At 71.0% G+C, this 23146-nt stretch carries 25 protein-coding genes; 16 read left to right on the forward strand and 9 right to left on the reverse strand.

Annotated features, from left to right (window positions below):
- Positions 1-6 precede the first annotated feature (6 nt).
- On the forward strand, positions 7-348 hold the full coding sequence (locus tag AC6F7H_RS06325) for a DUF3817 domain-containing protein (RefSeq protein WP_500755764.1): 342 nt from the start codon (positions 7-9) through the stop codon (positions 346-348).
- 21 nt (positions 349-369) lie between these two features.
- Here the strand turns inward: AC6F7H_RS06325 and AC6F7H_RS06330 are convergent, their stop codons facing one another.
- Both AC6F7H_RS06330 and AC6F7H_RS06335 read right to left on the reverse strand, forming a co-directional pair.
- Positions 370-846: a hypothetical protein gene (locus tag AC6F7H_RS06330; protein WP_500755765.1), complete on the reverse strand. Its 477-nt coding sequence runs from the start codon at positions 844-846 to the stop codon at positions 370-372.
- Between the two features lie 154 nt (positions 847-1000).
- Positions 1001-1510 (reverse strand): MarR family winged helix-turn-helix transcriptional regulator, encoded by a 510-nt coding sequence (locus AC6F7H_RS06335; protein WP_500755767.1) that lies wholly within the window; start codon positions 1508-1510, stop codon positions 1001-1003.
- Between the two features lie 172 nt (positions 1511-1682).
- On the opposite strand from AC6F7H_RS06335, the gene AC6F7H_RS06340 reads away from it, so the two are divergent.
- Genes AC6F7H_RS06340 through AC6F7H_RS06350 form a run of 3 tightly spaced genes read left to right on the forward strand, consistent with a single transcriptional unit; the run spans position 1683 to position 3738 of the window.
- On the forward strand, positions 1683-2423 hold the full coding sequence (locus AC6F7H_RS06340; protein WP_500755769.1) for a hypothetical protein: 741 nt from the start codon (positions 1683-1685) through the stop codon (positions 2421-2423).
- Positions 2420-3100, forward strand: a complete 681-nt coding sequence (locus tag AC6F7H_RS06345; protein ID WP_500755770.1) for a DUF4166 domain-containing protein — start codon at positions 2420-2422, stop codon at positions 3098-3100. Before AC6F7H_RS06340 ends, AC6F7H_RS06345 begins: the two co-directional genes overlap by 4 nt.
- Positions 3097-3738, forward strand: a complete 642-nt coding sequence (locus AC6F7H_RS06350) for a TetR/AcrR family transcriptional regulator (protein ID WP_500755772.1) — start codon at positions 3097-3099, stop codon at positions 3736-3738. Before AC6F7H_RS06345 ends, AC6F7H_RS06350 begins: the two co-directional genes overlap by 4 nt.
- A 59-nt stretch (positions 3739-3797) precedes the next feature.
- Here the strand turns inward: AC6F7H_RS06350 and AC6F7H_RS06355 are convergent, their stop codons facing one another.
- Positions 3798-4100, reverse strand: coding sequence for an MTH1187 family thiamine-binding protein (locus AC6F7H_RS06355; protein ID WP_202277386.1), 303 nt, complete (start codon positions 4098-4100; stop codon positions 3798-3800).
- On the reverse strand, positions 4097-4441 hold the full coding sequence (locus AC6F7H_RS06360) for a DUF3817 domain-containing protein (RefSeq protein WP_500755774.1): 345 nt from the start codon (positions 4439-4441) through the stop codon (positions 4097-4099). The genes AC6F7H_RS06355 and AC6F7H_RS06360 overlap by 4 nt, the downstream gene beginning before the upstream one ends.
- Positions 4442-4618: 177 nt before the next feature.
- Here AC6F7H_RS06360 and AC6F7H_RS06365 point away from each other — a divergent pair, with 177 nt between their 5' ends.
- From AC6F7H_RS06365 to AC6F7H_RS06380, 4 genes are all read left to right on the forward strand, one after another.
- Positions 4619-5251 carry an AIM24 family protein gene (locus AC6F7H_RS06365; RefSeq protein WP_500761686.1) on the forward strand — a complete coding sequence of 211 codons (633 nt, stop codon included), beginning with the start codon at positions 4619-4621 and terminating at the stop codon, positions 5249-5251.
- 1 nt (position 5252) lies between these two features.
- Positions 5253-5903: an AIM24 family protein gene (locus AC6F7H_RS06370; RefSeq protein WP_500755776.1), complete on the forward strand. Its 651-nt coding sequence runs from the start codon at positions 5253-5255 to the stop codon at positions 5901-5903.
- On the forward strand, positions 5900-6712 hold the full coding sequence (locus AC6F7H_RS06375; protein WP_500755777.1) for an AIM24 family protein: 813 nt from the start codon (positions 5900-5902) through the stop codon (positions 6710-6712). Before AC6F7H_RS06370 ends, AC6F7H_RS06375 begins: the two co-directional genes overlap by 4 nt.
- Before the next feature lie 99 nt (positions 6713-6811).
- The gene (locus tag AC6F7H_RS06380; RefSeq protein ID WP_500755778.1) at positions 6812-7288 is read left to right on the forward strand and encodes a MarR family winged helix-turn-helix transcriptional regulator; all 477 of its coding nucleotides are present in this window, start codon (positions 6812-6814) and stop codon (positions 7286-7288) included.
- Positions 7289-7301: 13 nt separating this feature from the next.
- On the opposite strand, the gene AC6F7H_RS06385 is transcribed toward AC6F7H_RS06380, so the two are convergent.
- Both AC6F7H_RS06385 and AC6F7H_RS06390 read right to left on the reverse strand, forming a co-directional pair.
- Positions 7302-8804 (reverse strand): sensor histidine kinase, encoded by a 1503-nt coding sequence (locus tag AC6F7H_RS06385; RefSeq protein ID WP_500755780.1) that lies wholly within the window; start codon positions 8802-8804, stop codon positions 7302-7304.
- Complete coding sequence (locus tag AC6F7H_RS06390) at positions 8801-9469, reverse strand: response regulator transcription factor (RefSeq protein WP_109377995.1); 669 nt, start codon at positions 9467-9469, stop codon at positions 8801-8803. Before AC6F7H_RS06390 ends, AC6F7H_RS06385 begins: the two co-directional genes overlap by 4 nt.
- A gap of 116 nt (positions 9470-9585) precedes the next feature.
- On the opposite strand from AC6F7H_RS06390, the gene AC6F7H_RS06395 reads away from it, so the two are divergent.
- Positions 9586-10293 carry a PepSY domain-containing protein gene (locus tag AC6F7H_RS06395; RefSeq protein WP_500755782.1) on the forward strand — a complete coding sequence of 236 codons (708 nt, stop codon included), beginning with the start codon at positions 9586-9588 and terminating at the stop codon, positions 10291-10293.
- A 57-nt stretch (positions 10294-10350) separates the two neighbouring features.
- Here AC6F7H_RS06395 and meaB read toward each other — a convergent pair whose 3' ends face one another.
- Both meaB and AC6F7H_RS06405 read right to left on the reverse strand, forming a co-directional pair.
- The gene (meaB, locus tag AC6F7H_RS06400; protein ID WP_109377997.1) at positions 10351-11307 is read right to left on the reverse strand and encodes a methylmalonyl Co-A mutase-associated GTPase MeaB; all 957 of its coding nucleotides are present in this window, start codon (positions 11305-11307) and stop codon (positions 10351-10353) included.
- 47 nt (positions 11308-11354) lie between these two features.
- Complete coding sequence (locus AC6F7H_RS06405; protein ID WP_500755784.1) at positions 11355-12596, reverse strand: acetyl-CoA C-acetyltransferase; 1242 nt, start codon at positions 12594-12596, stop codon at positions 11355-11357.
- A 147-nt stretch (positions 12597-12743) separates the two neighbouring features.
- Between AC6F7H_RS06405 and mce the strand changes: the two genes are divergently transcribed.
- The 7 genes from mce (at position 12744) to AC6F7H_RS06440 (ending at position 22614) form a co-directional block, all read left to right on the forward strand.
- On the forward strand, positions 12744-13184 hold the full coding sequence (gene mce, locus AC6F7H_RS06410) for a methylmalonyl-CoA epimerase (RefSeq protein WP_500755786.1): 441 nt from the start codon (positions 12744-12746) through the stop codon (positions 13182-13184).
- Positions 13185-13458: 274 nt separating this feature from the next.
- Positions 13459-17307, forward strand: a complete 3849-nt coding sequence (gene scy, locus AC6F7H_RS06415; protein ID WP_500755787.1) for a polarized growth protein Scy — start codon at positions 13459-13461, stop codon at positions 17305-17307.
- Positions 17308-17541: 234 nt separating this feature from the next.
- Complete coding sequence (locus AC6F7H_RS06420) at positions 17542-18477, forward strand: cellulose-binding protein (protein WP_500755788.1); 936 nt, start codon at positions 17542-17544, stop codon at positions 18475-18477.
- A gap of 101 nt (positions 18478-18578) precedes the next feature.
- Positions 18579-19529 (forward strand): ABC transporter ATP-binding protein, encoded by a 951-nt coding sequence (locus AC6F7H_RS06425; protein WP_500755789.1) that lies wholly within the window; start codon positions 18579-18581, stop codon positions 19527-19529.
- 2 nt (positions 19530-19531) lie between these two features.
- Positions 19532-20302 (forward strand): ABC transporter permease, encoded by a 771-nt coding sequence (locus AC6F7H_RS06430; RefSeq protein WP_500755791.1) that lies wholly within the window; start codon positions 19532-19534, stop codon positions 20300-20302.
- Between the two features lie 183 nt (positions 20303-20485).
- On the forward strand, positions 20486-21760 hold the full coding sequence (locus AC6F7H_RS06435; RefSeq protein ID WP_500755792.1) for an ABC transporter ATP-binding protein: 1275 nt from the start codon (positions 20486-20488) through the stop codon (positions 21758-21760).
- Positions 21757-22614 carry an ABC transporter permease gene (locus AC6F7H_RS06440; protein WP_500755793.1) on the forward strand — a complete coding sequence of 286 codons (858 nt, stop codon included), beginning with the start codon at positions 21757-21759 and terminating at the stop codon, positions 22612-22614. Before AC6F7H_RS06435 ends, AC6F7H_RS06440 begins: the two co-directional genes overlap by 4 nt.
- A gap of 31 nt (positions 22615-22645) precedes the next feature.
- On the opposite strand, the gene AC6F7H_RS06445 is transcribed toward AC6F7H_RS06440, so the two are convergent.
- On the reverse strand, positions 22646-22978 hold the full coding sequence (locus AC6F7H_RS06445) for an Rv1322 family protein (RefSeq protein ID WP_500755794.1): 333 nt from the start codon (positions 22976-22978) through the stop codon (positions 22646-22648).
- Between the last annotated feature and the right edge of the window lie 168 nt (positions 22979-23146).

Genomic DNA, 23146 nt, shown 5'->3' on the forward strand with positions numbered 1-23146 from the left:
GACGGCATGAAGAAGAGCGTCTTGACCCGGTACCGGGTGTTGGCATACGTCACCGCAGTCCTTCTGGTTCTGCTGACCGTCGGCGTGATCGGCAAGCGCGTACTGGGCCTGGACGGCTTCGACGGCTTCGTCTCGGTGGTCGGGATCGCTCACGGCTGGCTCTATGTGCTGTACCTGGTCTTCGCGTTCGACCTCGGCAGCAAGATGAAGATGCCCGTGGGACGGCAGCTGTGGGTGCTGCTCGCCGGAACCGTCCCGACGGCGGCCTTCTTCGTCGAACGCCGGGTGACCCGCGAGGCGGAACCACTCATCGCGAAGGACGCCGACACCACGCCCGCGACAGCCTGACCGCTGACGCGGGGCACTGCCTCACTTCGTGATGTAGTGGCACTGCGTGGCACGCAGCTTGCCGTTGACGAACAGCTTCGCGCAGGCCTTGCCGTAGGTCGGCAGCGTCCGGGCGCCGGCCCGGCGCAGCGGGGCGCCGTCGCACTCGGCGTGTGTGGCACCCCGCGCGGTCCGGTGCGCCCTGCCATTCGTGTCGGCGTAGGCGAAGTCGATCCGCCAGTTGCAGAACCGCGAGAAGGCCGCGGCAGCACCGACACAGTCGACGCCCGCGAGTTGGCCGGAGACCCGCTTCCCGGAGCCGTCGATCCTGTGGGTCAGGAAGCAACCGACGGGGACCTTCACCGCGGCACCCCGCACCTCGTAGGTGAAAGTACCGATGGCGGTGGACCCCAAGGCACCGGCGTGCGCCGGTCCCGCCGTACCCATGGGGTCGACTGCGGCGAAACCCAGCACAGCGGTGACGGCCAGCACACCACGGACAAAACGACGAAGACTCACGAGCGAGCTCACACCCGAAGGAAACGGACGTCAGCCCTCCGCATGAGAGCCGATCGGCAGGATCTCAGCCGGAGATGAGTGCTTGAGCGTTTCTGCGGGCCGACGGGGAGGAAACCACCGTCAAGTGGTAACCCCCGGCCTGGTGCTGACGGCGTCACTCCTCATCGAAGTCGCCCGCCGCGAGCCGCAGCGGACGGAGGACGGCGAAGAGTTCGGCGCACTCCTCGGCGTCATAGGCGCTGAGGCCGAAGTCCATCGCCATCAGGTCGCGGGTGGCCGCCTCGACGACCTCGCGCCCCTTGTCGGTGATGCTCGCGAGGGTGCCGCGGCCGTCGTTGGGGTTGGGACGCTTGGCGACCAGACCCGACCGCACCAGCCGGTCCACGGTGTTCGTCACCGAGGTGGGGTGCACCATGAGCCGCTCGCCGATCTTGGACATCGGCAGTTCGCCGGCCTTCGAGAAGGTGAGCAGCACCAGTGCCTCGTACCGGGCGAAGGTGAGCCCGTACGGCTTGACCACCGCGTCGACCTCGGCCAGCAGGATCTGGTGGGCGCGCATGACCGAGGTGATCGCGGCCATGGACGGCACGCTTCCCCAGCGCTGCTTCCAGAGTTCGTCGGCGCGGGCGATGGGATCGAACGAGAGACTGAGCGGCTTCGGCACGCAGCCGACCCTACCGGCCGGTCATATGCCGGTCAGCCCCGTCTCGCCTTTCGGTCCGCGCGGTACGGCACCCGAGGACGGGCCGACCGGTTGAGCAGTCGCTCAAAACAGCGCTAGCCTGCGCTCCACAGAATTGAGCGCTCGCTCAAACATGCGGCTGACCGGAGGCGACATGGGGCTGTACATAGAGACGCACGTCCGCGCGGATATCGACGAACTGTGGGCGCGCACCCAGGATCCGGCCGAGCACCGGCGCTGGGACCTCCGCTTCACCGAGATCCGCAACCTCCCGCGCGTGGAGGGCGAGCCTCAGCACTTCCGGTACGCCACGCGCGTGCTGCCGTTCCTCACCATCGCCGGCACCGGCGTCTCGGCCGGGGAGAAGGAGCGCCCGGACGGCACCCGCACCTCCGCGCTCCGCTTCTCCTGCCCGCACCCGCTCTCCCTGCTCGCGGACGGCAGCGGTTACTGGCGGTACGTCCCCGACGACGGCGGGGTGCGTTTCCTCACCGGATACGACTACCGGCCCCGCTGGGGCGTCCTCGGCGCGTTCGTGGACCGGCTGGTCCTACGGCCTCTGATGGGCTGGGCGACGGCCTGGTCCTTCGACCGTCTGCGGATCTGGCTCGAGCACGGCGTCACTCCCGAGCGCGCCCGCCGTAACTGGCTGGCGGAGCTGACGCTCCGGGCCCTGGTGGTCACCGCTGCCTGTGCCACCCTCGCCTCGGGCCCCGCCGCCCCGTTCGGCCCCGCCGGGGCCTTTCCGGCCCCGCTGCTCCTGGCCTCGGCGGCCGGCGCGGCACTGCTCGCCCCGCCGCTGTCCCGCACGCCGGCCGCCCGTCGCTGCCTGCGCACCCCACCGGCCCGGGTCCGCCCGCCCCGCCTGCTGCGTTCCCTGGTGACGCCGCGATGACCTCGATCTTCCGCACCGTGATGGGCGCCGACTTCGACCGCCTCCACCCCGCGCTGCGCCGCCGCTTCTCCGTCGGTCTGACGAGCGGCGAGGCCTGCACCGGCCACGGCGTGATGGACCGCCTCTGGCACGGCGGCGCCTTCGTGAAGCCGTTCCTCGCCCTCGGCGCGACCCGGAACATCCTGGTCCCCCGGCAGGGCAGGCACGTCCCCTTCACCATCGAGAACGTCCCGTACACCGACGGCTTCGGCCGTGAGACGGTGACCTTCGTGCGCACCTTCCAACTACCCGGCCGTCCCCGCCGGTTCGACGCCCAGATGGTGCTCGGCCCCCGGGGCGACCGCATCGTCGACTACCTCGGCACCCACCAGCACCTCGCCTGCGACCTCCACTTCGGCGTGGAACCCGACGGCTCCCTGCTGATCCGCTCGGACGGGCACCGCTTCCGGCAGGGCCCGGTGGACGTACGCGTCCCCGAAGCGGTCAACGGGACGGCGGAGGTACGCGAGTCCTACGACGAACGCAGCGGCCGCTTCCGCATCCGGGTCGACGTCACCCACCGCCGTCTCGGGCCCCTCTTCGGCTACGAGGGTTCTTTCACCGCCGTCTACAGCGACGTGCGCACACACGGGGTACGCCCAGGTCTGCGTCCGGTCCGTGAGGAGCCACGCGCATGAGTCCCGCCCCCGACACCAGGAAGAAGCTGCTGGAGGGCGCCCTGCGCACGCTCGCCGAACAGGGCATCGCCAAGATCTCGGCCCGCACGATCGCAACGGCGGCCGGAGTCAATCAGGCGCTGGTGTTCTACCACTTCGGCTCGGTGGACGAACTGCTATCCGCCGCCTGCCGGTACGGGGCCGAGCAGCGGGTCGCCCGCCACCGCCCCCGCTTCGCGACCATCGGTTCCCTCACGGAACTCCTCGCCTTCGGCCGGGAGATGCACGCCGAGGAGCGCGCTGCGGGCCACGTGGCCCTGCTCGGGCAATTGCTGGCCGGCGCGCAGACCCACGACGCCCTGAAGCCGGCGACTGCGGCGGGGCTCGACCTGTGGATCGTGGAGATCGAGAAGGTCCTCGACCGGATCCTGCCGGGAACACCGTTCGGCGAGTTCACCGACTCCGGAGGGCTTGCCCGCGCGGTGGCGGCGTCCTTCGTGGGTCTCGAACTGTACGAGGGGGTTGACCCGGCGGGGGCGGGGGCGGCGCTGGACGCCCTGGAGCGGCTCGGGGCCCTCGTCGCAGCGCTCGACGATCTCGGCCCGATCGCGCACCGCGCGGTGCGTCATCATCTGCGCCGGACGGCCGACCCCCGCTGACACGCGGGACGGCCGGCCGGGCAACGCCGTCCGGCCGTCGGGTAGGACCGGCGGTCCGGCTACTCCGCGCTCTGCGCCAGGTGCCGTTCGACGGTGTCGACCTTGGCGGTGAGGCCGTCCTCGACTCCGGGGCGGAGGTCCGCCTTGAGGACGAGCGAGACCCGCGGGGCGCGTGCCTCGACCGCGGCCACGGCGCGCTTCACGACGTCCATCACCTCGTCCCAGTCCCCCTCGATCGAGGTGAACATGGCGTCGGTGCGGTTCGGCAGCCCGGACTCGCGGACCACCCGCACGGCGTCGGCGACGTACTCCCCCACGTCCTCGCCGACGCCCAGCGGCGTCACGGAGAAGGCGACGATCACGCGCCCACCACTTTCTCGGCGCGGGCCCGGGAGGCGATGACCGCGTCCTCGGCCTCGGCCTTCAGCCGGCGGTCGGCGAAGAAGCCGCCGGTGGGCAGCACCGACATCAGGAAGTAGAAGGCGGCGGTCTTCAGCGACCACTTGGCACGGTTCCAGGCGTCGGCCCAGAAGATCACGTACAGGATGAAGAGGATTCCGTGGATCGCGCCCAGCGCCGGGACGGCGTTGAACTCCGTGGTCCGCTTCAGGACCGAGGCGACGAGCAGCAGCAGGAACGAGATCGCCTCGGGGGCCGATACCAGGCGGAGGCGGCGGAGGGCACTGGCGGTCTTGAGGTCCACGGGTCACCTTCGATGGGAGAGACGTTTGTGAATGCACGCACAAGCGTTTGTCCATTGTGACAAACCCCGTCCGCGATCACCGGAGCGGGGCGGCCCCCAGGGGAATCTTCCGGGTGCGACTCACCCCACAGGGCCTGTCGGCGGAGCGGGGCGACGGTTAACGTCACAGATGTGGCGATGTTCCGACTTCAGAGCAGCAAGGTGCTCGTCGTCGACATGACCGGGGATGCCGTGAAGGCGAAGAACGGCTCGATGGTCGCGTACGACGGCGAGATGGCGTTCAAGAAGCTCACGGGCGGCGGGGAGGGCATCCGGGGGATGGTGACCCGGCGGCTGACCGGTGAGCAGATGACGGTGATGGAGGTGAAGGGGCACGGGACCTGCTGGTTCGCCGATCGCGCCGCCGACATCAATCTCATCGGTCTTCAGGGGGACAAGCTCCACGTGGAGTCGAGCAACCTGCTGGCGACCGACGGGGGCCTGCGCACCGGGACCGGTTTCACGGGCCTGCGCGGGGCGTCGCAGGGCAACGGGCTGTTCACGACCACCGTCGAGGGGCACGGCCAGGCCGCGATCATGTCGGACGGGCCGGCCGTGGTGCTCCGGGTCGGTCCGCAGTACCCGCTGACCGTCGACCCCGGCGCCTACGTCGCCCACCAGGGGAATCTGCGGCAGTCCCTCCAGTCCGGGGTGACGTTCCGCACACTGCTCGGGGAGGGCGGCGGCGAGGCGTTCCAGATGAGGTTCGAGGGCGACGGGCTGGTCTATGTGCAGCCCAGTGAGCGGAACACGATCGCGGGGGACGTCTGACGTGGGCTTCCGGGAGATCAACTCGAAGGTGGTCGAGGCGACCGTGGTGCCCGGCCGGCGGCTGTTCAGCCAGCGCGGCGCGATGCTCGCGTACCGGGGGGAGGTCGGCTTCACACCCGACATGACGGGTGGTCAGGGCGGTCTGCGGTCGATGATCGGCCGGCGGGTGGCCGGGGAGGCCACGCCCCTGATGAGCGTCGAGGGCGAGGGCACGGTCCTGTTCGGGCACGGCGGCCACCACATCCAGGTGATCGACCTCTCCGGGGACACCCTGTACGTCGAGGCGGACCGCCTGCTGGCGTTCGAGGGCACGCTGGAGCAGGGCACGGTGTTCCTGGGCTCGCAGGGCGGGGTGATGGGCATGGTCCGGGGTCAGGTCTCCGGGCAGGGCCTGTTCACCACCACGCTCAAGGGGCACGGTTCCGTGGCCGTCATGGCGCACGGGGGTGTGATCGAGATCCCGATCACCCCGCAGCGTCCGGTGCACGTCGACCCGCAGGCCTATGTCGCCCACCACGGTGACGTCCGCAACAGGCTGTCCACCGCGCTCGGCTGGCGGGACATGGTGGGGCGCGGCTCCGGTGAGGCGTTCCAGCTGGAGCTCAGCGGCAGCGGTGCGGTGTACGTCCAGGCGTCGGAGGAGAAGCTGTGAGCCCCTACGGATTCCCGGGCGGCGGCCCCGGGCCCGCCGTCACGGTCTTCGACCCGACGACGCTGCCGTCCGACGACAACGTCGACGCCTACACCTTCTGTGTGGAGCTCCGGGGGAGCCAGTGGTTCCTGCAGAAGGGGAAGATGATCGCCTACTACGGCACGATCGAGTTCAACGGCATCGGGCACGGCCGACTCGACCGACTCGTCCGCACGTCGTTCCATTCACCACTGCACGCGAGCGACTGGGTCGTGGCGGAGGGCTCGGGCAAGATGCTCCTCGCCGACCGGGCCTTCGATGTGAACTCGTACGACCTCGAGGACGGCAATCTGACCATTCGCTCGGGCAACTTGCTCGCTTTTCAGCCAAGTCTGTCGCTGAAGCAGTCGATCGTGCCGGGTTTCCTGACCCTCATCGGAACCGGAAAGTTCGTGGCCGTGTCGAACGGTCCGGTGGTGTTCATGGAACCCCCGCTCCGGGTGGACCCGCAGGCGCTGGTGGGATGGGCCGACTGCCCCTCCCCGTGCCACCACTACGACCATGGCTACATGACCGGTGTCATGGGCGGTCTACGTGCGATGACGGGCCTCGGCGGGGCTTCCGGCGAGGAGCACCAGTTCGAGTTCGTGGGGGCGGGCACCGTGCTGCTGCAGTCCTCCGAGACCCTGATGGCGGAGCAGTCCACGGGGGTCGTTCCGCAGGTGCCGGGGGTGCCCGGCGGCGGGGTTTCCGGAGCGCCCGGACAGAGCACGGGGGCACCGCGTCTTCCCGGACAGCTGGGAGACCTCCAGCGTCGCTTCGGGCTGTGAGCGGTAGTCTGCGGAGTGTGACGTCGAACGCGTGCACGCTGCCGCTGTCACGGAAACCGTCACTAGTTCGCCTTTCAACTTTTTAGGTAGACTTCATTCATGGAGACCGAGACGGCCACACGCTGGCTGACCAATGCGGAGCAGTGCGCCTGGCGCACCCACCTGGAGGTCAACAGGCTGTTGACGTACCAGCTCGAGAAGGATCTGCAGCCCTTCGGCCTGACAATGAACGACTACGAGATCCTGGTGAACCTGTCCGAGTCGGACGACCGCCGGATGCGGATGAGTGACCTCGCCTCCGCCACCATGCAGTCCAAGAGCCGGCTCTCGCACCAGGTCACCCGGATGGAGAACGCGGGCCTGGTCCGGCGGCAGCACTGCGAGTCCGACCGGCGCGGCCTCTTCGCCGTCCTCACCGACCACGGCATGGAGACCATGCAGAAGGTCTCGCCCCACCACGTGGCGTCAGTGCGCCGGCACTTCATCGACCTGCTCTCCCCCGAGACCCTCGGTGAGCTGGACAAGGCCCTCAAGCCCATCGCGGAGCACCTGCGCGGCCAGCGCGGGCGCCTCTGACCACCGGTTCTCCTCAGGCAAGCGGCAGGCGGAGTTCGAACAGGGCTCCGCCTGCCTGCGCCGCACCGGCCGTGAGCGTCCCGCCGTGCCGTACGGCGACGTCCCTCGCGATGGCGAGGCCCAGGCCGGCCCCGCCGTCGTCGCGGCTGCGGGCGTCGTCCAGCCGCACGAACCGCTGGAAGATCCGCTCCCGGTCGGCCTCGGCCACCCCGTCGCCGTCGTCGGCCACGCCGAGCACCGCCCAGTCGCCCTCGCGCCGCACGGTCACCGAGACCGTCTCGCGGGCGTGCCGGCGGCCGTTGTCGAGCAGGTTGCCGAGCACCCGCCCCAGCTGCCCCCGCGACCCGGCCACCTCCGCCGTCTCCGCGTCCACCGTCACACCCGCCCGCCCCGCCGCCTCCTCGCGGGCCAGCGCTGCCAGGTCCACCCCGCCCTCGACGGGCCGCTCCCCCGCGTCCAGCCGGGCGAGCAGCAGCAGGTCGGCGGCGAGGTGCTGGAGCCGCACGGTGTCCTCGACGGCGCCGTTCAGGTCCAGGAGTTCGGGATGGGCGGCGGCCACCTCCAGCTGGGTGCGCAGGGACGCGATCGGGCTGCGCAGCTCGTGCGAGGCGTCGGCGACGAAGCTCCGCTGCCGCTCCACGGACGTCTCCAGGGCTGCGAGGGTCTCGTTGGTGGTGCGGGCGAGCCGCGCGATCTCGTCGTGGGTCGCCGGCTCCGGGACGCGACGCGTGAGGTCCTCGGACGCCGTGATCGCGGCCATCTCCTCGCGGATCGCGGCGACCGGACGCAGGGCACGCCCGGTGAGCACCCAGGTCATGCCGGCGACGAGCGCCGCCAGCAGCGGGAAACCGATCAGCATCACGGTCAGCGCGGTCCGTACGGCGCTGTGCTCGGCGGCCAGCGGAGCACCGGCGTAGACGGTGAGCAGGCCCCGCTCGTGGGTCCGCACGTCGACGGCCGCGAAGCGGTAGTCGGCGGTGTCGCCGTCGATCGTCGCGGCACCGCTGCTGAAGGTGGGCTGCCCGCTGGTCTCACCGGCGGCGAGGCTGGAGTCGTCGTCGGTGGCGTCGTCGGTGGCCTCCTCCGACTCCTCGTCCGAGTCGTCGTCGCCGTCGTCATCATCATCATCGTCGCCGTCGTCGCGGGCCGAAGGCGACGGCGTGACGGAGACGGAAGGCGAAGGCGAGGACGACGGCCGGGGTTTCACCTGGTCGGTGACCGTGCCGCTGATCCGCTCCAGACCGTCGGCAGCCGCGACCAGGTTCCCGTCCTCGTCGACGATCTGCACCGGCCCGGCCTCCCCGTCCAGCCCCGACAGCTCGTCGTACGGGGTCCGCCCGGCGAGCTCGGAGGCGACCGACCGTGCCCTGCGCTCCGCCTGGGTGCCCGCCTCGGCGGTCAGGTTGGAGCGCAGCGCCTGCAGGACCGCGGCGCCGGTCACGACCAGCGCGACCGCGACCACGAGCGTGGCACCGAGCGTCGCCCGGGAGCGGACCGAGCCGAACAGCCGTCTCATCGCGCCGTCTCCAGCCGGTAACCGGCGCCGCGCACCGTCCGGATCAGCTTGGCGCGGAGCTTGCGGCGCAGGGCGCTGATGTAGACCTCGACGATGTTCGGGTCGCCCTCGTAGGCGAAGTCCCAGACGTGCTCCAGGATCTCCGCCTTGGAGACCACCTCGCCGGCCCGCAGCACCAGCTGCTCCAGCACGGAGAACTCCTTGGCCGTGAGCGCCACTTCGGCCTCGCCGAGGAAGACCCGGCGAGCCGCGGTGTCCACCTTGAGGTCCCCGTGCACATGCACCGGGGAGGCCCCGGCACCCTGACCCCGGCGGCGCAGCAGCGCCTTCACGCGGGCGACGAGGACGACGTAGGAGAACGGCTTGGTGAGGTAGTCGTCGGCGCCGGTGTCCAGTCCCTCGGCCTCGTCGTACTCACCGTCCTTGGCGGTGAGCATCAGGATCGGCACCTCGTGGCCGGCGGCGCGCAGGGCGGCGCAGACGCGGTAGCCGTTGAGACCCGGCAGCATGATGTCGAGGATCACGAGGTCGTAGGTGCCCTCGGTGGCCCGGTGCAGGCCCTCCCGGCCGTCGTGGACGACGTCCACGGCGTATCCCTCGGCGGTCAGGCCCTTGGCGAGGGACAGGGCGAGGCGCTTTTCGTCCTCCACGATCAACAGGCGCATGCGCACAAGGGTCGCAGAGCGAACCTGAAGATCACTTCAGGTGGCTTCAGGTTCCCCTCAGGATCGATCGGCGAGATTGAGGACGTCGAAAACGAAGCGACCGGGGAGGAACCACCATGAAGCGCAACATCGTGATCGCCGTCGTCACCGCCGCGGCACTGATCGGGGGAGGCACCGCGACGGCGATCGCGATCTCGGGGGACGACGAGACGCCGACGACGACGCACCCGGTGGAGGCGCTGGCATCGGACGACGACGGTGACGACTTCGACGACCGGGACGACCGGGACGACCTCGATGACGACGACGCTCTGGCGCTCTCCGCGAAGGTGAACGCGGCCGACGCCGTCGCCGCCGCCCTGGAGCACCGGCCGGGCACCGCGGTCTCCGTCGAGATGGACGATGACGATGACGACAACGGCGACGACGATGACGACCGGAACCACCGAGGCAAGGCGGCCTGGGAGGTAGACATCCTCGGCAAGGGCGACACCTGGTACAGCGTGTGGATCGACCCGAACACCGGCAAGGTCCTGGGTTCGGAGGTCGACAACGACGATGACGACGACGACGACGCCGACGAGGTGCGGGCGGCGCTGAAGGGCACGTCGGTGACGGCCGAGCAGGCCGCGAAGGCGGCCGCCGCCAAGGGCACGGTGACCTCGGTGGACCTGGACGACGACGACCGCGACGACCGGGGCTGGGAGGTCGAGACGGTCGCCTCCGGCGACGACGACCGGGAATGGCTGGTCGACCTGAGCAGCGGCAAGGTCACGGCGGACGATGACGACGACCGCGGTGGCGACGACCGCGACAACCGCTGAACGAACCGGTGAGCAAAGGGGTGGTGCGGGCGAACTCGCCCGCACCACCCCTTCCCGTCAGTCCCCCGTCAGCCCCGCCACCAGTTCGTCCGCCGCACGGTACGGGTCCAGCTCGCCGCCGACGATCCGGTCCGCCAGCGCGCCCAGCCGACGGTCGCCGTGCAGGTCGCCGATGCGTTGCCGCAGGGCCGTGACGGCGATCGTCTCGACCTCGCGGGCGGCGCGGGCCAGCCGGCGCTCCGCCAGGACCCCGTGCTCCTCCATCCACGCACGGTGCTTCTCCAGGGCCTCGACGACCTCGTCGACGCCCTCCGCGCGCGAGGCGACCGTCTTGACGATCGGCGGGCGCCAGTCGCCGGGGGCTCGGGCCTCGCCGAGGCCCAGCATGTGGTTCAGTTCGCGGGCGGTGGCGTCCGCACCGTCGCGGTCGGCCTTGTTGACGACGTAGACGTCGCCGATCTCCAGGATTCCGGCCTTGGCCGCCTGGATCCCGTCGCCCATGCCGGGCGCCAGCAGCACCACCGAGGTGTCGGCCTGGGAGGCGATCTCCACCTCCGACTGGCCGACGCCGACCGTCTCCACCAGGACCACCTCGCAGCCCGCCGCGTCCAGGACCCGGATGGCCTGCGGCGCGGCCCAGGCGAGGCCGCCCAGGTGGCCGCGGGTCGCCATGGAGCGGATGTAGACGCCGGGATCGGAGGCGTGCTCCGACATCCGGACCCGGTCACCGAGCAGCGCGCCGCCGGAGAAGGGCGAGGACGGGTCGACGGCCAGGACGCCGACCCGCTTGCCCCGCTTGCGGTACGCGGTCACCAGCGCCGAGGTGGACGTCGACTTGCCGACGCCCGGCGATCCCGTCAGCCCGACCACGTACGCGTTGCCGGTCAGCGGCGCCAGGGCCGCCATGACCTCCCGCAACTGCGGGGACGCCCCCTCCACCAAGGAGATCAGCCGGGCCACGGCCCGCGGCCTGCCGTCCCTGGCCTGGGCCACCAGAGTGGAGACGTCCTGCATCACAGCTCCGTTCACGAGAGAAGAACCGGCCGACCGTCCGAGCCGGGTCAGGCCTTGGTCACCCGCACGATCAGGGCGTCGCCCTGGCCGCCGCCGCCGCACAGCGCCGCCGCGCCGACGCCTCCGCCGCGCCGCTTCAGCTCCAGTGCCAGGTGCAGCACCAGCCGGGCGCCAGACATCCCGATCGGGTGACCGAGGGCGATGGCACCGCCGTTGACGTTCACCTTTTCCGTGGATACCCCGAGGTCCTTCATCGACTGCACGGCCACCGCGGCGAATGCCTCGTTGATCTCGATCAGGTCGAGGTCGGAGACCTCCAGGCCCTCCTTCTTGAGGGCGTGGGCGATCGCGTTGGACGGCTGCGACTGGAGGGAGTTGTCGGGACCGGCCACATTGCCGTGGGCGCCGATCTCGGCGATCCAGTCCAGGCCGAGCTCCTGCGCCTTGGCCTTGCTCATCACTACCACGGCCGCCGCACCGTCCGAGATCTGCGAGGAGGTGCCGGCGGTGATCGTGCCGTCCTTGGTGAAGGCGGGGCGCAGCTTGCCGAGCGACTCGGCGGTGGTGTCGCCGCGGATGCCCTCGTCCTGGTTGAAGAGGACCGGGTCGCCCTTGCGCTGGGGGATCTCGACGGGGGTGATCTCCGCCTCGAAGACGCCGTTCTTCTGCGCGGCCGCGGCCCGCTGGTGGGACAGGGCGGCGATCTCGTCCTGCTCGGCCCGGCCGATGCCGAGGCGCGTGTTGTGCTTCTCCGTGGACTCGCCCATGGCGATGCCCTCGAAGGTGTCGGTCAGACCGTCGTACGCCATGGCGTCGATCATCTGGACCGCACCGTACTTGAAGCCCTCACGGGACTTCGGCAGCAGGTGCGGGGCGTTGGTCATGGACTCCTGGCCGCCGGCGACGACCACGTCGAACTCACCCGCCCGGATCAGCTGGTCGGCCAGCGCGATCGCGTCGAGACCGGACAGGCACACCTTGTTGACGGTGAGCGCCGGGACGTTCATCGGGATGCCGGCCTTGACGGCGGCCTGACGTGCCGGGATCTGCCCCGCCCCGGCCTGGAGCACCTGCCCCATGATCACATACTGGACCTGGTCGCCGCCGATCCCCGCACGGTCGAGGGCGGCCTTGATCGCGAAGCCGCCGAGGTCGGCCGCGGAGAAGGACTTCAGCGAGCCGAGCAGTCGGCCCATCGGGGTCCGGGCGCCCGCGACGATGACGGACGTCGTACTGCTCGTGGCGGAAGGCGCTGATGATGCGGTGGATTCAGAAGCTGCGGAAGTCATGAGCTGCGATCCCCTTCCGGCTGCACAGCCGAGGAGTGAACGAGGGTTTACTTCGAATGTACTGAGCTGCGGTCCGCCGCGTCATCGGGCTTACGGTGTGATCGCGCGCACGTTGCGTAACCGCCCCGGTAGCGCTCCACTGATTCCATGCTGACGCGAATCGACCACATCGGGATCGCCTGCCACGACCTCGACGCGACCGTGGAGTTCTACCGGGCCACGTACGGCTTCGAGGTGTTCCACTCCGAGGTCAACGAGGAGCAGGGTGTGCGGGAGGCCATGCTCAAGATCAACGAGACCTCGGACGGAGGCGCGTCCTACCTCCAACTGCTCGAGCCGACCCGGGAGGACTCCACCGTCGCGAAGTGGCTCGCGAAGAACGGGGAGGGGGTCCACCACATCGCCTTCGGTACGGCGGACGTCGATGCCGAGGCCGCCGGCATCAAGGACAAGGGCGTACGCGTGTTGTACGAAGAGCCCCGGCGCGGCTCCATGGGGTCACGGATCACCTTCCTGCACCCCAAGGACTGCCACGGCGTACTGACCGAACTGGTCACTTCGGCGCCTGTTGAGTCACCTGAGCACTGACCCACGTACATAAGGGCCGGTAGGGTTGGGTGCGGTCGCCGCTCGATCCAGGGCGATCAGGTCCTGCCGTCAAAAAAGGTGACGACTGACTCCGTTCGGGTGAACGTCGTCCTTCTTGACAGCAGGATTTACCGGGGTCCGGGTTTCGGGGGGCGAGTGCGGGGGCAGCAGCGCATGCTCCTCCGCCGATCTGACACCATTCCCCGGGGGCCCCGTTCGGCGGACGGACGGGGCTCGGCCAGAGTTGCGACCAGGGGACGGATGGGACCGCGCAGTGCGGGGCTACGAGAGCCAGGAGCGAGAGCCGGCGGCTGACGTCGACCACCTCTCTCGGTTCGAAGCCGAGATGAAGCGGCTGAAGACCGAGCGGGAAAAGGCGATCCAGCACGCCGATGACCTCGGCTACCAGGTCGAGGTGCTGCGCGCCAAGCTGCACGAGGCGCGGCGCACCATCATGTCCCGGCCCGCCTACGAGGGCGGCGACATCGGCTATCAGGCCGAGCAGTTGCTGCGTAACGCGCAGGTGCAGGCCGACCAGCTCCGCGCGGACGCCGAGCGTGAGCTGAGCCAGGTGCGGGCGCAGACCCAGCGGATTCTCCAGGAGCACGCCGAGCAGGCGGCCCGGCTCCAGTCGGAGCTGCACCAGGAGGCCGTGACCCGGCGCCAGCAGCTCGACCAGGAGCTGGCGGAGCGTCGGCAGACCGTCGAGTCGCACGTCAACGAGAACGTGGCGTGGGCGGAGCAGTTGCGGGCCCGCTCCGAGCAGCAGGCCCGCCGACTGCTCGACGAGTCCCGCGCGGAGGCCGAACAGGCCCTGGCCGCCGCCCGCGCGGAGGCCGAACGGGTGACCGCCGAGGCCCGCCAACGGCTGCGCGGCGAGGCCGAGGCGGCGCGCACGGAGGCCGACCAGACCCTGCGCCGAGCCCGCGCGGACGCCGAGCGGCTGCTGAACGCCGCCTCCGCGCAGGCGCAGGAGGCCACCGAGCACGCCGAGCAGCTGCGGACGTCGACGGCCAGCGAGTCGGAGTCCGCCCGCCGCGAGGCCCAGGAGCTCGCCAGGGCGGCCGAACAGCGCATGGCGGACGCCGAGGCGGCGCTGCGCGAGGCCCGTGCCGAGGCGGACAAGGTGCTCGCCGAGGCGAAGGAGGCCGCGTCGAAGGCGCTCTCCTCCGCCGAGGCCGCCAACGAGACCCGTACCCGTACGGCCAAGGAGCAGGTCGCCCGGCTGGTCAGCGAGGCCACCAAGGAGGCCGAGTCCACCAAGGCGGACGCCGAACAGGTCGTCGCGGACGCCCGTGCGGAGGCCGAGAAGATCGTCGCGGAGGCCGCCGAGAAGGCCCGCACGATCACCGCCGAGGAGAGCGCCACCCAGCTGTCCAAGGCGGCCCGGACCGCCGAGGACGTGCTCAACAAGGCGTCGGAGGACGCCAAGCGGACCACCAGGGCGGCGGCCGAGGAGGCCGAGCGGATCCGTGGGGAGGCCGAGGCCGAGGCGGACCGGCTGCGGGCCGAGGCGCACGACATCGCCACCCAGCTCAAGGGCGCGGCGAAGGACGACACCAAGGAGTACCGCGCCAAGACGGTCGAGCTGCAGGAGGAGGCCCGACGGCTGCGCGGCGAGGCCGAGCACCTGCGTGCCGACGCGGTCGCCGAGGGCGAGAAGATCCGCGCGGAGGCCCGCAAGGAGGCCGTGGCGCAGATCGAGGAGGCGGCCCGGTCCGCCGAGGAGCTGCTGGCCAAGGCGAAGGCGGACGCGGACGAGCTGCGGTCCACCGCGCAGACGGACAGCGAGAAGGTCCGTACCGAGGCCATCGAGCGCGCCACGACGCTGCGCCGGCAGGCCGAGGAGACGCTGGAGCGCACCCGCAAGGAGGCGGAGCGGCACCGCACGGAGGCCACCGAGCAGGCCGACGCGCTCAAGGAGGACGCCGAGCGGGCCGCGCGCGAGCTGCACGAGGAGGCCGAGCAGGCCGTCACGGCACGCCGCGCGGAGGCCGCCGAGGAGCTGACCCGGCTGCACACGGAGGCCGAGGAGCGGCTGGCCTCGGCCGAACAGGCGCTGAGCGAGGCCCGTGAGGAGGCGGGCCGCATCCGCCGGGAGGCCTCGGAGGAGGCCGAGCGGCTGCGCGCCGAGGCGGCGGAGCGGGTTCGCACGCTCCGTGAGCAGGCGGAGGCGGAGGCCGAGCGGCTGCGCAACGAGGCCGCGGCGGACGCGTCGGCGTCCCGCGCGGAGGGCGAGTCGGTCGCCGTGCGGCTGCGTTCGGAGGCCGCGGCGGAGGCGGAGCGGCTCAAGTCGGAGGCGCAGGACAGCGCCGACCGGATGCGGGCCGAGGCGCTGGCCGCCGCCGAGCGGCTCGGCGCGGAGGCGTCCCAGGCGCTGGCCGGCGCGCAGGAGGAGGCCGCCCGGCGCCGCCGCGAGGCCGAGGAACTGCTGGGCGCGGCCCGGCAGGAGGCCGACCAGGAGCGCGAGCGGGCCCGGGAGCAGAGCGAGGAGCTGCTGGCCGCGGCGCGCACGCGCGTGGAGGAGGCGCAGGCCGAGGCCGTACGGCTGGTCGAGGAGGCCGACCGTCGTGCCACCGAGATGGTGTCGGCCGCCGAGCAGCACGCGCAGCAGGTCCGGGATTCGGTCGCGGACCTGCACGAGCAGGCGCAGGAGGAGATCACCGGGCTGCGCAGCGCCGCCGAGCACGCGGCGGACCGTACCCGGCGCGAGGCCGAGGAGGAGGCGGACCGGGTCCGGGCCGACGCCTACGCGGAGCGGGAGCGGGCGAGCGAGGACGCGAGCCGGCTGCGGCACGAGACGCAGGAGGAGACGGAGGCCGCCAAGTCGCTCGCCGAGCGCACGGTGTCCGAGGCGATCACCGAGGCGGAGCGGGTCCGCTCGGAGGTCTCCGAGCAGGCCCAGCGGATGCGTACGGAGGCGTCGGACACGGTCGCCGAGGCCGAGCAGAGCGCCGCGCGTACCCGGGCCGAGGCCCGCCAGGACGCCAACCGGATCCGTTCGGAGGCGGCGACGCAGGCGGACACCCTCATCACCGAGGCGCGGAGCGAGGCGGAGCGGCTCACCGCGGAGACGATCGCGGAGACCGACCGGCAGCGCGCGGAGTCGGTAGCCAAGGCCGAGAAGCTGATCTCGGACGCGACGGGCGACGCGGAGCGGCTGCGGGCCGAGGCGTCCCGGACGGTCAACTCGGCGCAGCAGCACGCGGAGCAGGTCCGGGGCGAGGCGGAGCGGCTCAAGGCCGACGCGGAGCAGGAGGCCGAGCGTCTGGTGACCTCGGCGCGCGAGGAGGCCGAGCACACACTGGACGAGGCCCGCAAGGACGCCAACAAGCGGCGTTCCGAGGCGGCCGAGCAGGTGGACACGCTCATCACGGAGACCACCGCCGAGGCGGACAAGCTGCTCACCGAGGCGCAGCAGCAGGCGCAGAAGACCACCGCGGACGCGGAGGCCCAGGCCGACTCGATGGTGGGCGCGGCCCGCACCGAGGCCGACCGGATCGTCTCCGAGGCGACCGTCGAGGGCAACTCGCGGGTGGAGAAGTCCCGTGCGGACGCGGACGAGTTGCTGGTCGGGGCCCGCCAGGACGCGACCCGGATCCGGGAGCGCGCCGAGGAGCTGCGGGACCGCATCACCGGCGAGATCGAGGAGCTGCACGAGCGGGCCCGCCGTGAGGCGGCCGAGACGATGAAGTCCACCGGTGACCGCTGCGACGCGCTCATCAAGGCGGCCGAGGAGCAGCTCGCCAAGGCCCAGGCGAAGGCCAAGGAACTCGTGTCCGAGGCCAACTCCGAGGCGGGCAAGGTGCGTATCGCCGCGGTGAAGAAGGCCGAGGGGCTGCTGAAGGAGGCCGAGCAGAAGAAGGCCGCGCTCATCAAGGAGGCCGAGGAGCTCAAGGCCGAGGCGATCCGCGAGGCACGGGCCACGGTCGAGGAGGGTAAGCGCGAGCTGGAGGTCCTGGTGCGGCGGCGCGAGGACATCAACGCCGAGATCTCCCGCGTGCAGGACGTCCTGGAGGCGCTGGAGTCGTTCGAGGTTCCGGGCGGCGGCAAGGACAACGGGGTGAAGGCCGCCGCGGCGGCCGGTCCGCCGGGCCAGCGGAGCAGGTCTTCGGACAGTTAGGGCGCCGTATAACGAACCGGTCAAACTCTTCGACGGTGTGGGAGACTCCCTGTCGGCACGCCAACTCCCGTGCCGACAAGGGGGTTTGGGCATGCACTTGGCAAGCCCTCCGGGTGCCGGCCACTCAAAAGGGGTGTCATTCTCCGTATCAAACGTGCATCCGCTCGATGACACAGCGCTTCGGCGCCTAGGATTCCCCCTATCACCTCACCGGTCTCATTCGACAGGAACCCCATGAGCGACACTTCCCCCTACGGCTTCGAGCTTGTGCGGCGTGGATACGACCGCGCTCAGGTGGACGAACGCATCTCCAAACTCGTCTCCGACCGTGACAGCGCTCTCGCCCGCATCACCGCTCTGGAAAAGCGCATCGAGGAGCTCCACCTCGAGACGCAGAACGCCCAGTCCCAGGTCACCGACGCCGAGCCGTCGTACGCGGGTCTCGGCGCGCGCGTGGAGAAGATCCTGCGCCTGGCCGAGGAGGAGGCGAAGGACCTCCGCGAGGAGGCCCGGCGCGCGGCCGAGCAGCACCGCGAGCTCGCCGAGTCGGCCGCCCAGCAGGTGCGCAACGACGCGGAGTCGTACTCCGCCGAGCGCAAGGCGAAGGCCGAGGACGAGGGCGTCCGGATCGTCGAGAAGGCGCAGGGCGAGGCAGCCCAGCTGCGGTCGGACGCACAGAAGGACGCGCAGTCCAAGCGCGAGGAGGCGGACGCCCTCTTCGAGGAGACCCGCGCGAAGGCCGCGCAGGCCGCCGCCGACTTCGAGACGAACCTCGCCAAGCGCCGCGAGCAGTCCGAGCGCGACCTGGCGTCGCGTCAGGCCAAGGCCGAGAAGCGGCTCGCCGAGATCGAGCACCGCGCGGAGCAGCTGCGCCTGGAGGCGGAGAAGCTGCGCACCGACGCCGAGCGCCGGGCCCGCCAGACGGTGGAGACCGCCCAGCGCCAGGCCGAGGACATCGTGGCCGACGCCAACGCCAAGGCCGACCGGATCCGTTCGGAATCCGAGCGGGAGCTGGCCGCGCTGACCAACCGCCGCGACTCCATCAACGCCCAGCTGACCAACGTCCGCGAGATGCTGGCGACGCTCACGGGCGCCGCGGTCGCCGCGGCCGGCGCGCCGGCCGAGGACGAGACCGCCTCCCGCGGGGTTCCGGCCCAGCAGACCCGGTAACCGGCGGTTCCGGTAACCGGCCGGGATACAGCGGCCGAACATCGGTGAAGCCCTCTGCCACGGAGTTGGCAGAGGGCTTCGTCCCGTTCTAGCGTGGCGGCATGATCGAGGTTGAGGGGCTGACCAAGCGGTACGGCGAGAAGGTGGCGGTCAACAACCTGACGTTCACCGTCAGACCGGGCATCGTCACGGGGTTCCTCGGTCCCAACGGCGCGGGCAAGTCCACCACCATGCGGATGATGCTGGGCCTGGACCGGCCCACGGCCGGCGACGTCCGCGTCGACGGTCGGCACTACGACCGGCTCAAGGACCCGCTGAAGTACATCGGCGCGCTGCTCGACGCCAAGGCCCTGCACGGCGGCCGCAGCGCCTTCAACCATCTGCTGTGCCTCGCCCAGAGCAACGGCATCCCCCGGCAGCGGGTGCACGAGGTACTGGAGACGGTGGGACTGACGTCCGTCGCGAGGAAGAAGACCAAGGGGTTCTCGCTCGGCATGGGCCAGCGGCTCGGCATCGCCGGCGCACTGCTCGGCGATCCGCGCATCCTGATGTTCGACGAGCCGGTCAACGGCCTCGACCCCGAGGGCATCCACTGGATCCGCACCCTGATGAAGTCGCTCGCCGCGCAGGGCCGTACGGTCTTCGTCTCCTCCCACCTGATGAGCGAGATGGCGCTGACCGCCGACCACCTCATCGTCATCGGGCAGGGCCGGCTGCTCGCCGACACCTCCATGGCCGACTTCATCGAGCACAACTCCCGTTCGTACGTCCGGATCCGCTGCCCGCAGCGGGAACGGCTGCTGGACGTGCTGCACGAGGCCGGGATCACGGTCGTCGAGAGCGGCGGGGTGCTGGAGGTGGACGGCGCCAAGGCCGAGCAGGTCGGGGAGCTGGCGGCCGCCCACCAACTGGTACTGCACGAACTGAGCCCGCAGCAGGCCTCCCTGGAGGAGGCGTTCATGCGGCTGACCGCGGAGTCGGTGGAGTACCACGCGCACTCCGGCACGCCCGCGCCCCCGCAGCAGTGGGGCGACGGCTGGAAGAAGGGCTGAGCATGTCGGCGGCACAGGTCGTCCGGTCCGAGTGGACCAAGATCCGGTCGGTGGCGTCCACGGTGTGGACGCTCTCCCTGGCGGTGGTCGTCACCATCGCGCTCGGCATGCTGATCTCGGCGCTGTCGGCGAACGAGTTCGACAACATGAGCCCGCAGAGCCGGCTCTCCTTCGACCCGACGTTCATCAGTTTCGCCGGGATGAGTCTCGGCCAGCTCGCGATGATCGTGTTCGGGGTGCTGGTGGTGTCGAACGAGTACAGCACCGGCATGATCCGCACCTCGCTGGCCGCCGTACCGCAGCGCGGCGCCTTCCTGGCCGGCAAGCTCGGCGTGGCCACCGCGCTCGCGCTCGCCGTCTCCATGGTCACCAGCTTCGCCGCCTTCTTCCTCGGGCAGGCGATGCTCGGCGAGCACAAGGCGTCCATCGGGGACGAGGGAGTGCTGCGGGCCGTCATCGGCGGCGGTCTCTACATGACCCTGATCGCGGTGTTCTCGATGGGCGTCGCCACCATGCTGCGCTCCCCGATGCTGTCGCTGGGCATCCTGATGCCGTTCTTCTTCCTGATCTCCAACATCCTGGCCAACGTCGACGCGACGAAGAAGGTCGCCAGGTTCCTGCCCGACCAGGCGGGCAGCAGGATCATGCAGGTGGTCACGCCGCTCGGCGACGACACCCCGTACGGGCCCTGGGGCGGCCTCGGCATCATGGCGCTGTGGGTGGTCGCGGCACTCGTCGGCGGATACCTGGTGCTGAGGAGACGCGACGCGTAGGGCAGGGCACGGGCCGGGCGAGGAGGTGCCCCGGCCGGTCCGGAGGCGGGGCGGGACGGGACGGGGCTGAGTTTCCCCCGGCTTTACCTCCCCTTGGGTGGAACCGTCAGCGTCTCGATATCCTCCTAACCCTTACGGGGGGCGTGTGCCCTCGTTGTCCTGAACCTCTCGATGGGGCGGAGCATGATCGAGGCAGTCGGCCTGACCAAGCGGTACGGCGACAAGACCGCTGTGTACAACCTTTCCTTCCAGGTGCGTCCCGGCGCCGTCACCGGCTTCCTCGGCCCCAACGGTTCGGGCAAGTCCACGACGATGCGGATGATCCTCGGTCTGGACAACCCCACCGCGGGCCACGTCACGATCGGCGGCTATCCCTACCGCAGTCTGCCCAACGCCGCCCGGCAGGTCGGCGCGCTGCTGGACGCCAAGGCCGTGCACGGCGGCCGGTCCGCCCGCAACCACCTGCTGAGCCTGGCCCAGCTGTCCGGCATCCCGGCCCGGCGGGTGGACGAGGTGCTCGGTGTGGTCGGGCTGCACGAGGTGGCCGGGCGGCGCTCCAAGGGCTTCTCCCTGGGCATGGGCCAGCGGCTCGGCATCGCCGCCGCGCTGCTCGGCGACCCCCAGGTGCTGCTGTTCGACGAGCCGGTCAACGGCCTCGACCCCGAGGGCATCCTCTGGGTGCGCAACCTGATGAAGTCGCTCGCCGCGGAGGGCCGTACGGTCTTCGTCTCGTCCCACCTGATGAGCGAGATGGCGCTGACCGCCGACCACCTCATCGTGATCGGCCGGGGACAGCTCCTGTCCGACATGAGTGTGAAGGACTTCATCTCGGCCAACTCCGCCGACTTCGCGCGGGTGCGCACGCCCGACACCGAGCCGCAGCAGCGCGAGAAGCTGTCCGCCGCGCTCAGCGAGGCCGGCGGCCAGGTACTGCCCGAGCAGGACGGCGCGCTGCGGGTGATGGGACTGCCGCTGCCGCGCGTCAGTGACATCGCGCACGACACCGGCGTACGGCTGTGGGAGCTGTCACCGCACCAGGCCTCGCTGGAGGAGGCGTACATGCGGATGACGCAGGGAGCGGTCGACTACCGCTCGACCGACGACCAGAAGGCAGGGCTCCAGCAGCCGCTGCCGCCGGGCGTGCAGCCTCCGGTGCCGGTACCGGGCCTGGGCCAGCCCGGCTGGTACGCCCCGCCGCCGCCCCAGCAGGGCGGCCCGCAGTTCGCGGCGGCCCCGGGCGCACCGCAGGCTCCCACGGGCCCGTACGGCGCTCCGGGCGCCCCTGGAGCCGCTCCGGGGGTCCCGACGGCCAACCCGTACGCCCAGCCCGTCCCGCAGCCGCCCGCCGCCGCTCAGCCGGTCCAGGGCACGGCTCCGGCCGCCCCGCCGACCGCTCCACCGGCCGCCCCGCCCAGCCCGTCCAGCTCCGACGTGACCAAGCCCGAGGACGCCCGATGAGCACGCCCCAGCCCCCGACCCAGCAGACCGCGCCCGTATGGCAGGCGACGGATCCCGGTTACCACTCGCCGATCCCGGTGGTGCGCACGCACCTGGGGCACGCGATCGCCTCCGAGTGGACGAAGATCCGGTCGGTGCGCTCCACGATGTGGACGCTGGGCGTGTTCGTGCTGCTCGTCGTCGGCATCGGCCTGCTGACCGGTGCGGTGGTGGCGAGCACCGACACGGACCTGAACGGTGAGAGCGCGTTGTCCATGGGCTTCTTCGGACTGCTCCTGGGCGGCATGTGCGTCATCACGCTGGGCGTGCTGACCACGGCCACGGAGTACGGCACCGGCATGATCCGCACCACCATGGTGGCCTGCCCCTCGCGCGGGCGGGTGCTCGCGGCGAAGGCCCTGGTGTTCTTCCTGGTCGCCTTCGTCGTGACGCTGCTGTCCGCGACGGCCGTCGCGTTCCTGCACACGGTGATGATGGAGGGCAACAACGCGGGGGAGCCCACCGGCGGCGAGTGGCTGAAGGCCACCGTCGGCATCTCGCTCTACATCGCGCTGCTCGGCACGCTCTCGCTGGCCGTCGGCTCGATCATCCGGCACTCGGCGGGCGCCATCACCATCATGATCGGCGCCGTGCTCGCCCCGCTGGTGATCGCGATGTTCATGTTCTCCTCCTCGCTGGAGGACGTGCGCATGGCCCTGTTCGAGTACTCCATCCCGAACCAGATGAGCATCTTCTACGCCAACTCCCTGAGCACGTCCGGTCCGTCCGGCTGGGACCCACTGTGGATCATGCTCGGGGTCACGGCCGCGGCGCTCGGCGGCGCCTTCGCCCTGCTGGGGAAGCGGGACGTGTAGGAGCCCCGGCCAAAACGGGAGAGCGCCGGGCTCAGAACCTCGGCGCGTTACGGGACCGCTGCGCCCGCGTGGTGCGGCGGTCCTTCGCGTTCCAGCAGGCCTTGTGCCAGTGCCGGCGGTCGTCGACCCCCGCGTGCTCCGGCCAGGTCACCACGTGCGGCACCCCGTCCGGGATCAGCTGGTCGCAGCCGGGGCAGCGGTACGCCTTGCCCTGGGCACTGGAGCCCGCCACGTGCCGCACGCTCCACTCCTCGCCCTGCCAGCTCTCGGTGGACTGCCAGCCGCCGTACCGTCCGGAACGGTCGTCCTCGGCGCTCCGGCCGGACGAACCGGCTCCCTTGGGTCGGTTACGACGCGGGGACACAGAACACCTCACGGGGCTATACAGGATGCGGGACCGCTTCCAGCCTACGCGGCGCCGGTCGGGGTACGCGTACGGAACCAAACGTCACAAGCTTCCCTTCACAAGGGCGCAACACTCGCTCCAGAACCGCCCATTCTGCAGACAATCCGTAAATTCCCCTCCGAGCCG

The sequence above is a fragment of the Streptomyces sp. MMS24-W38 genome (assembly GCF_059889265.1).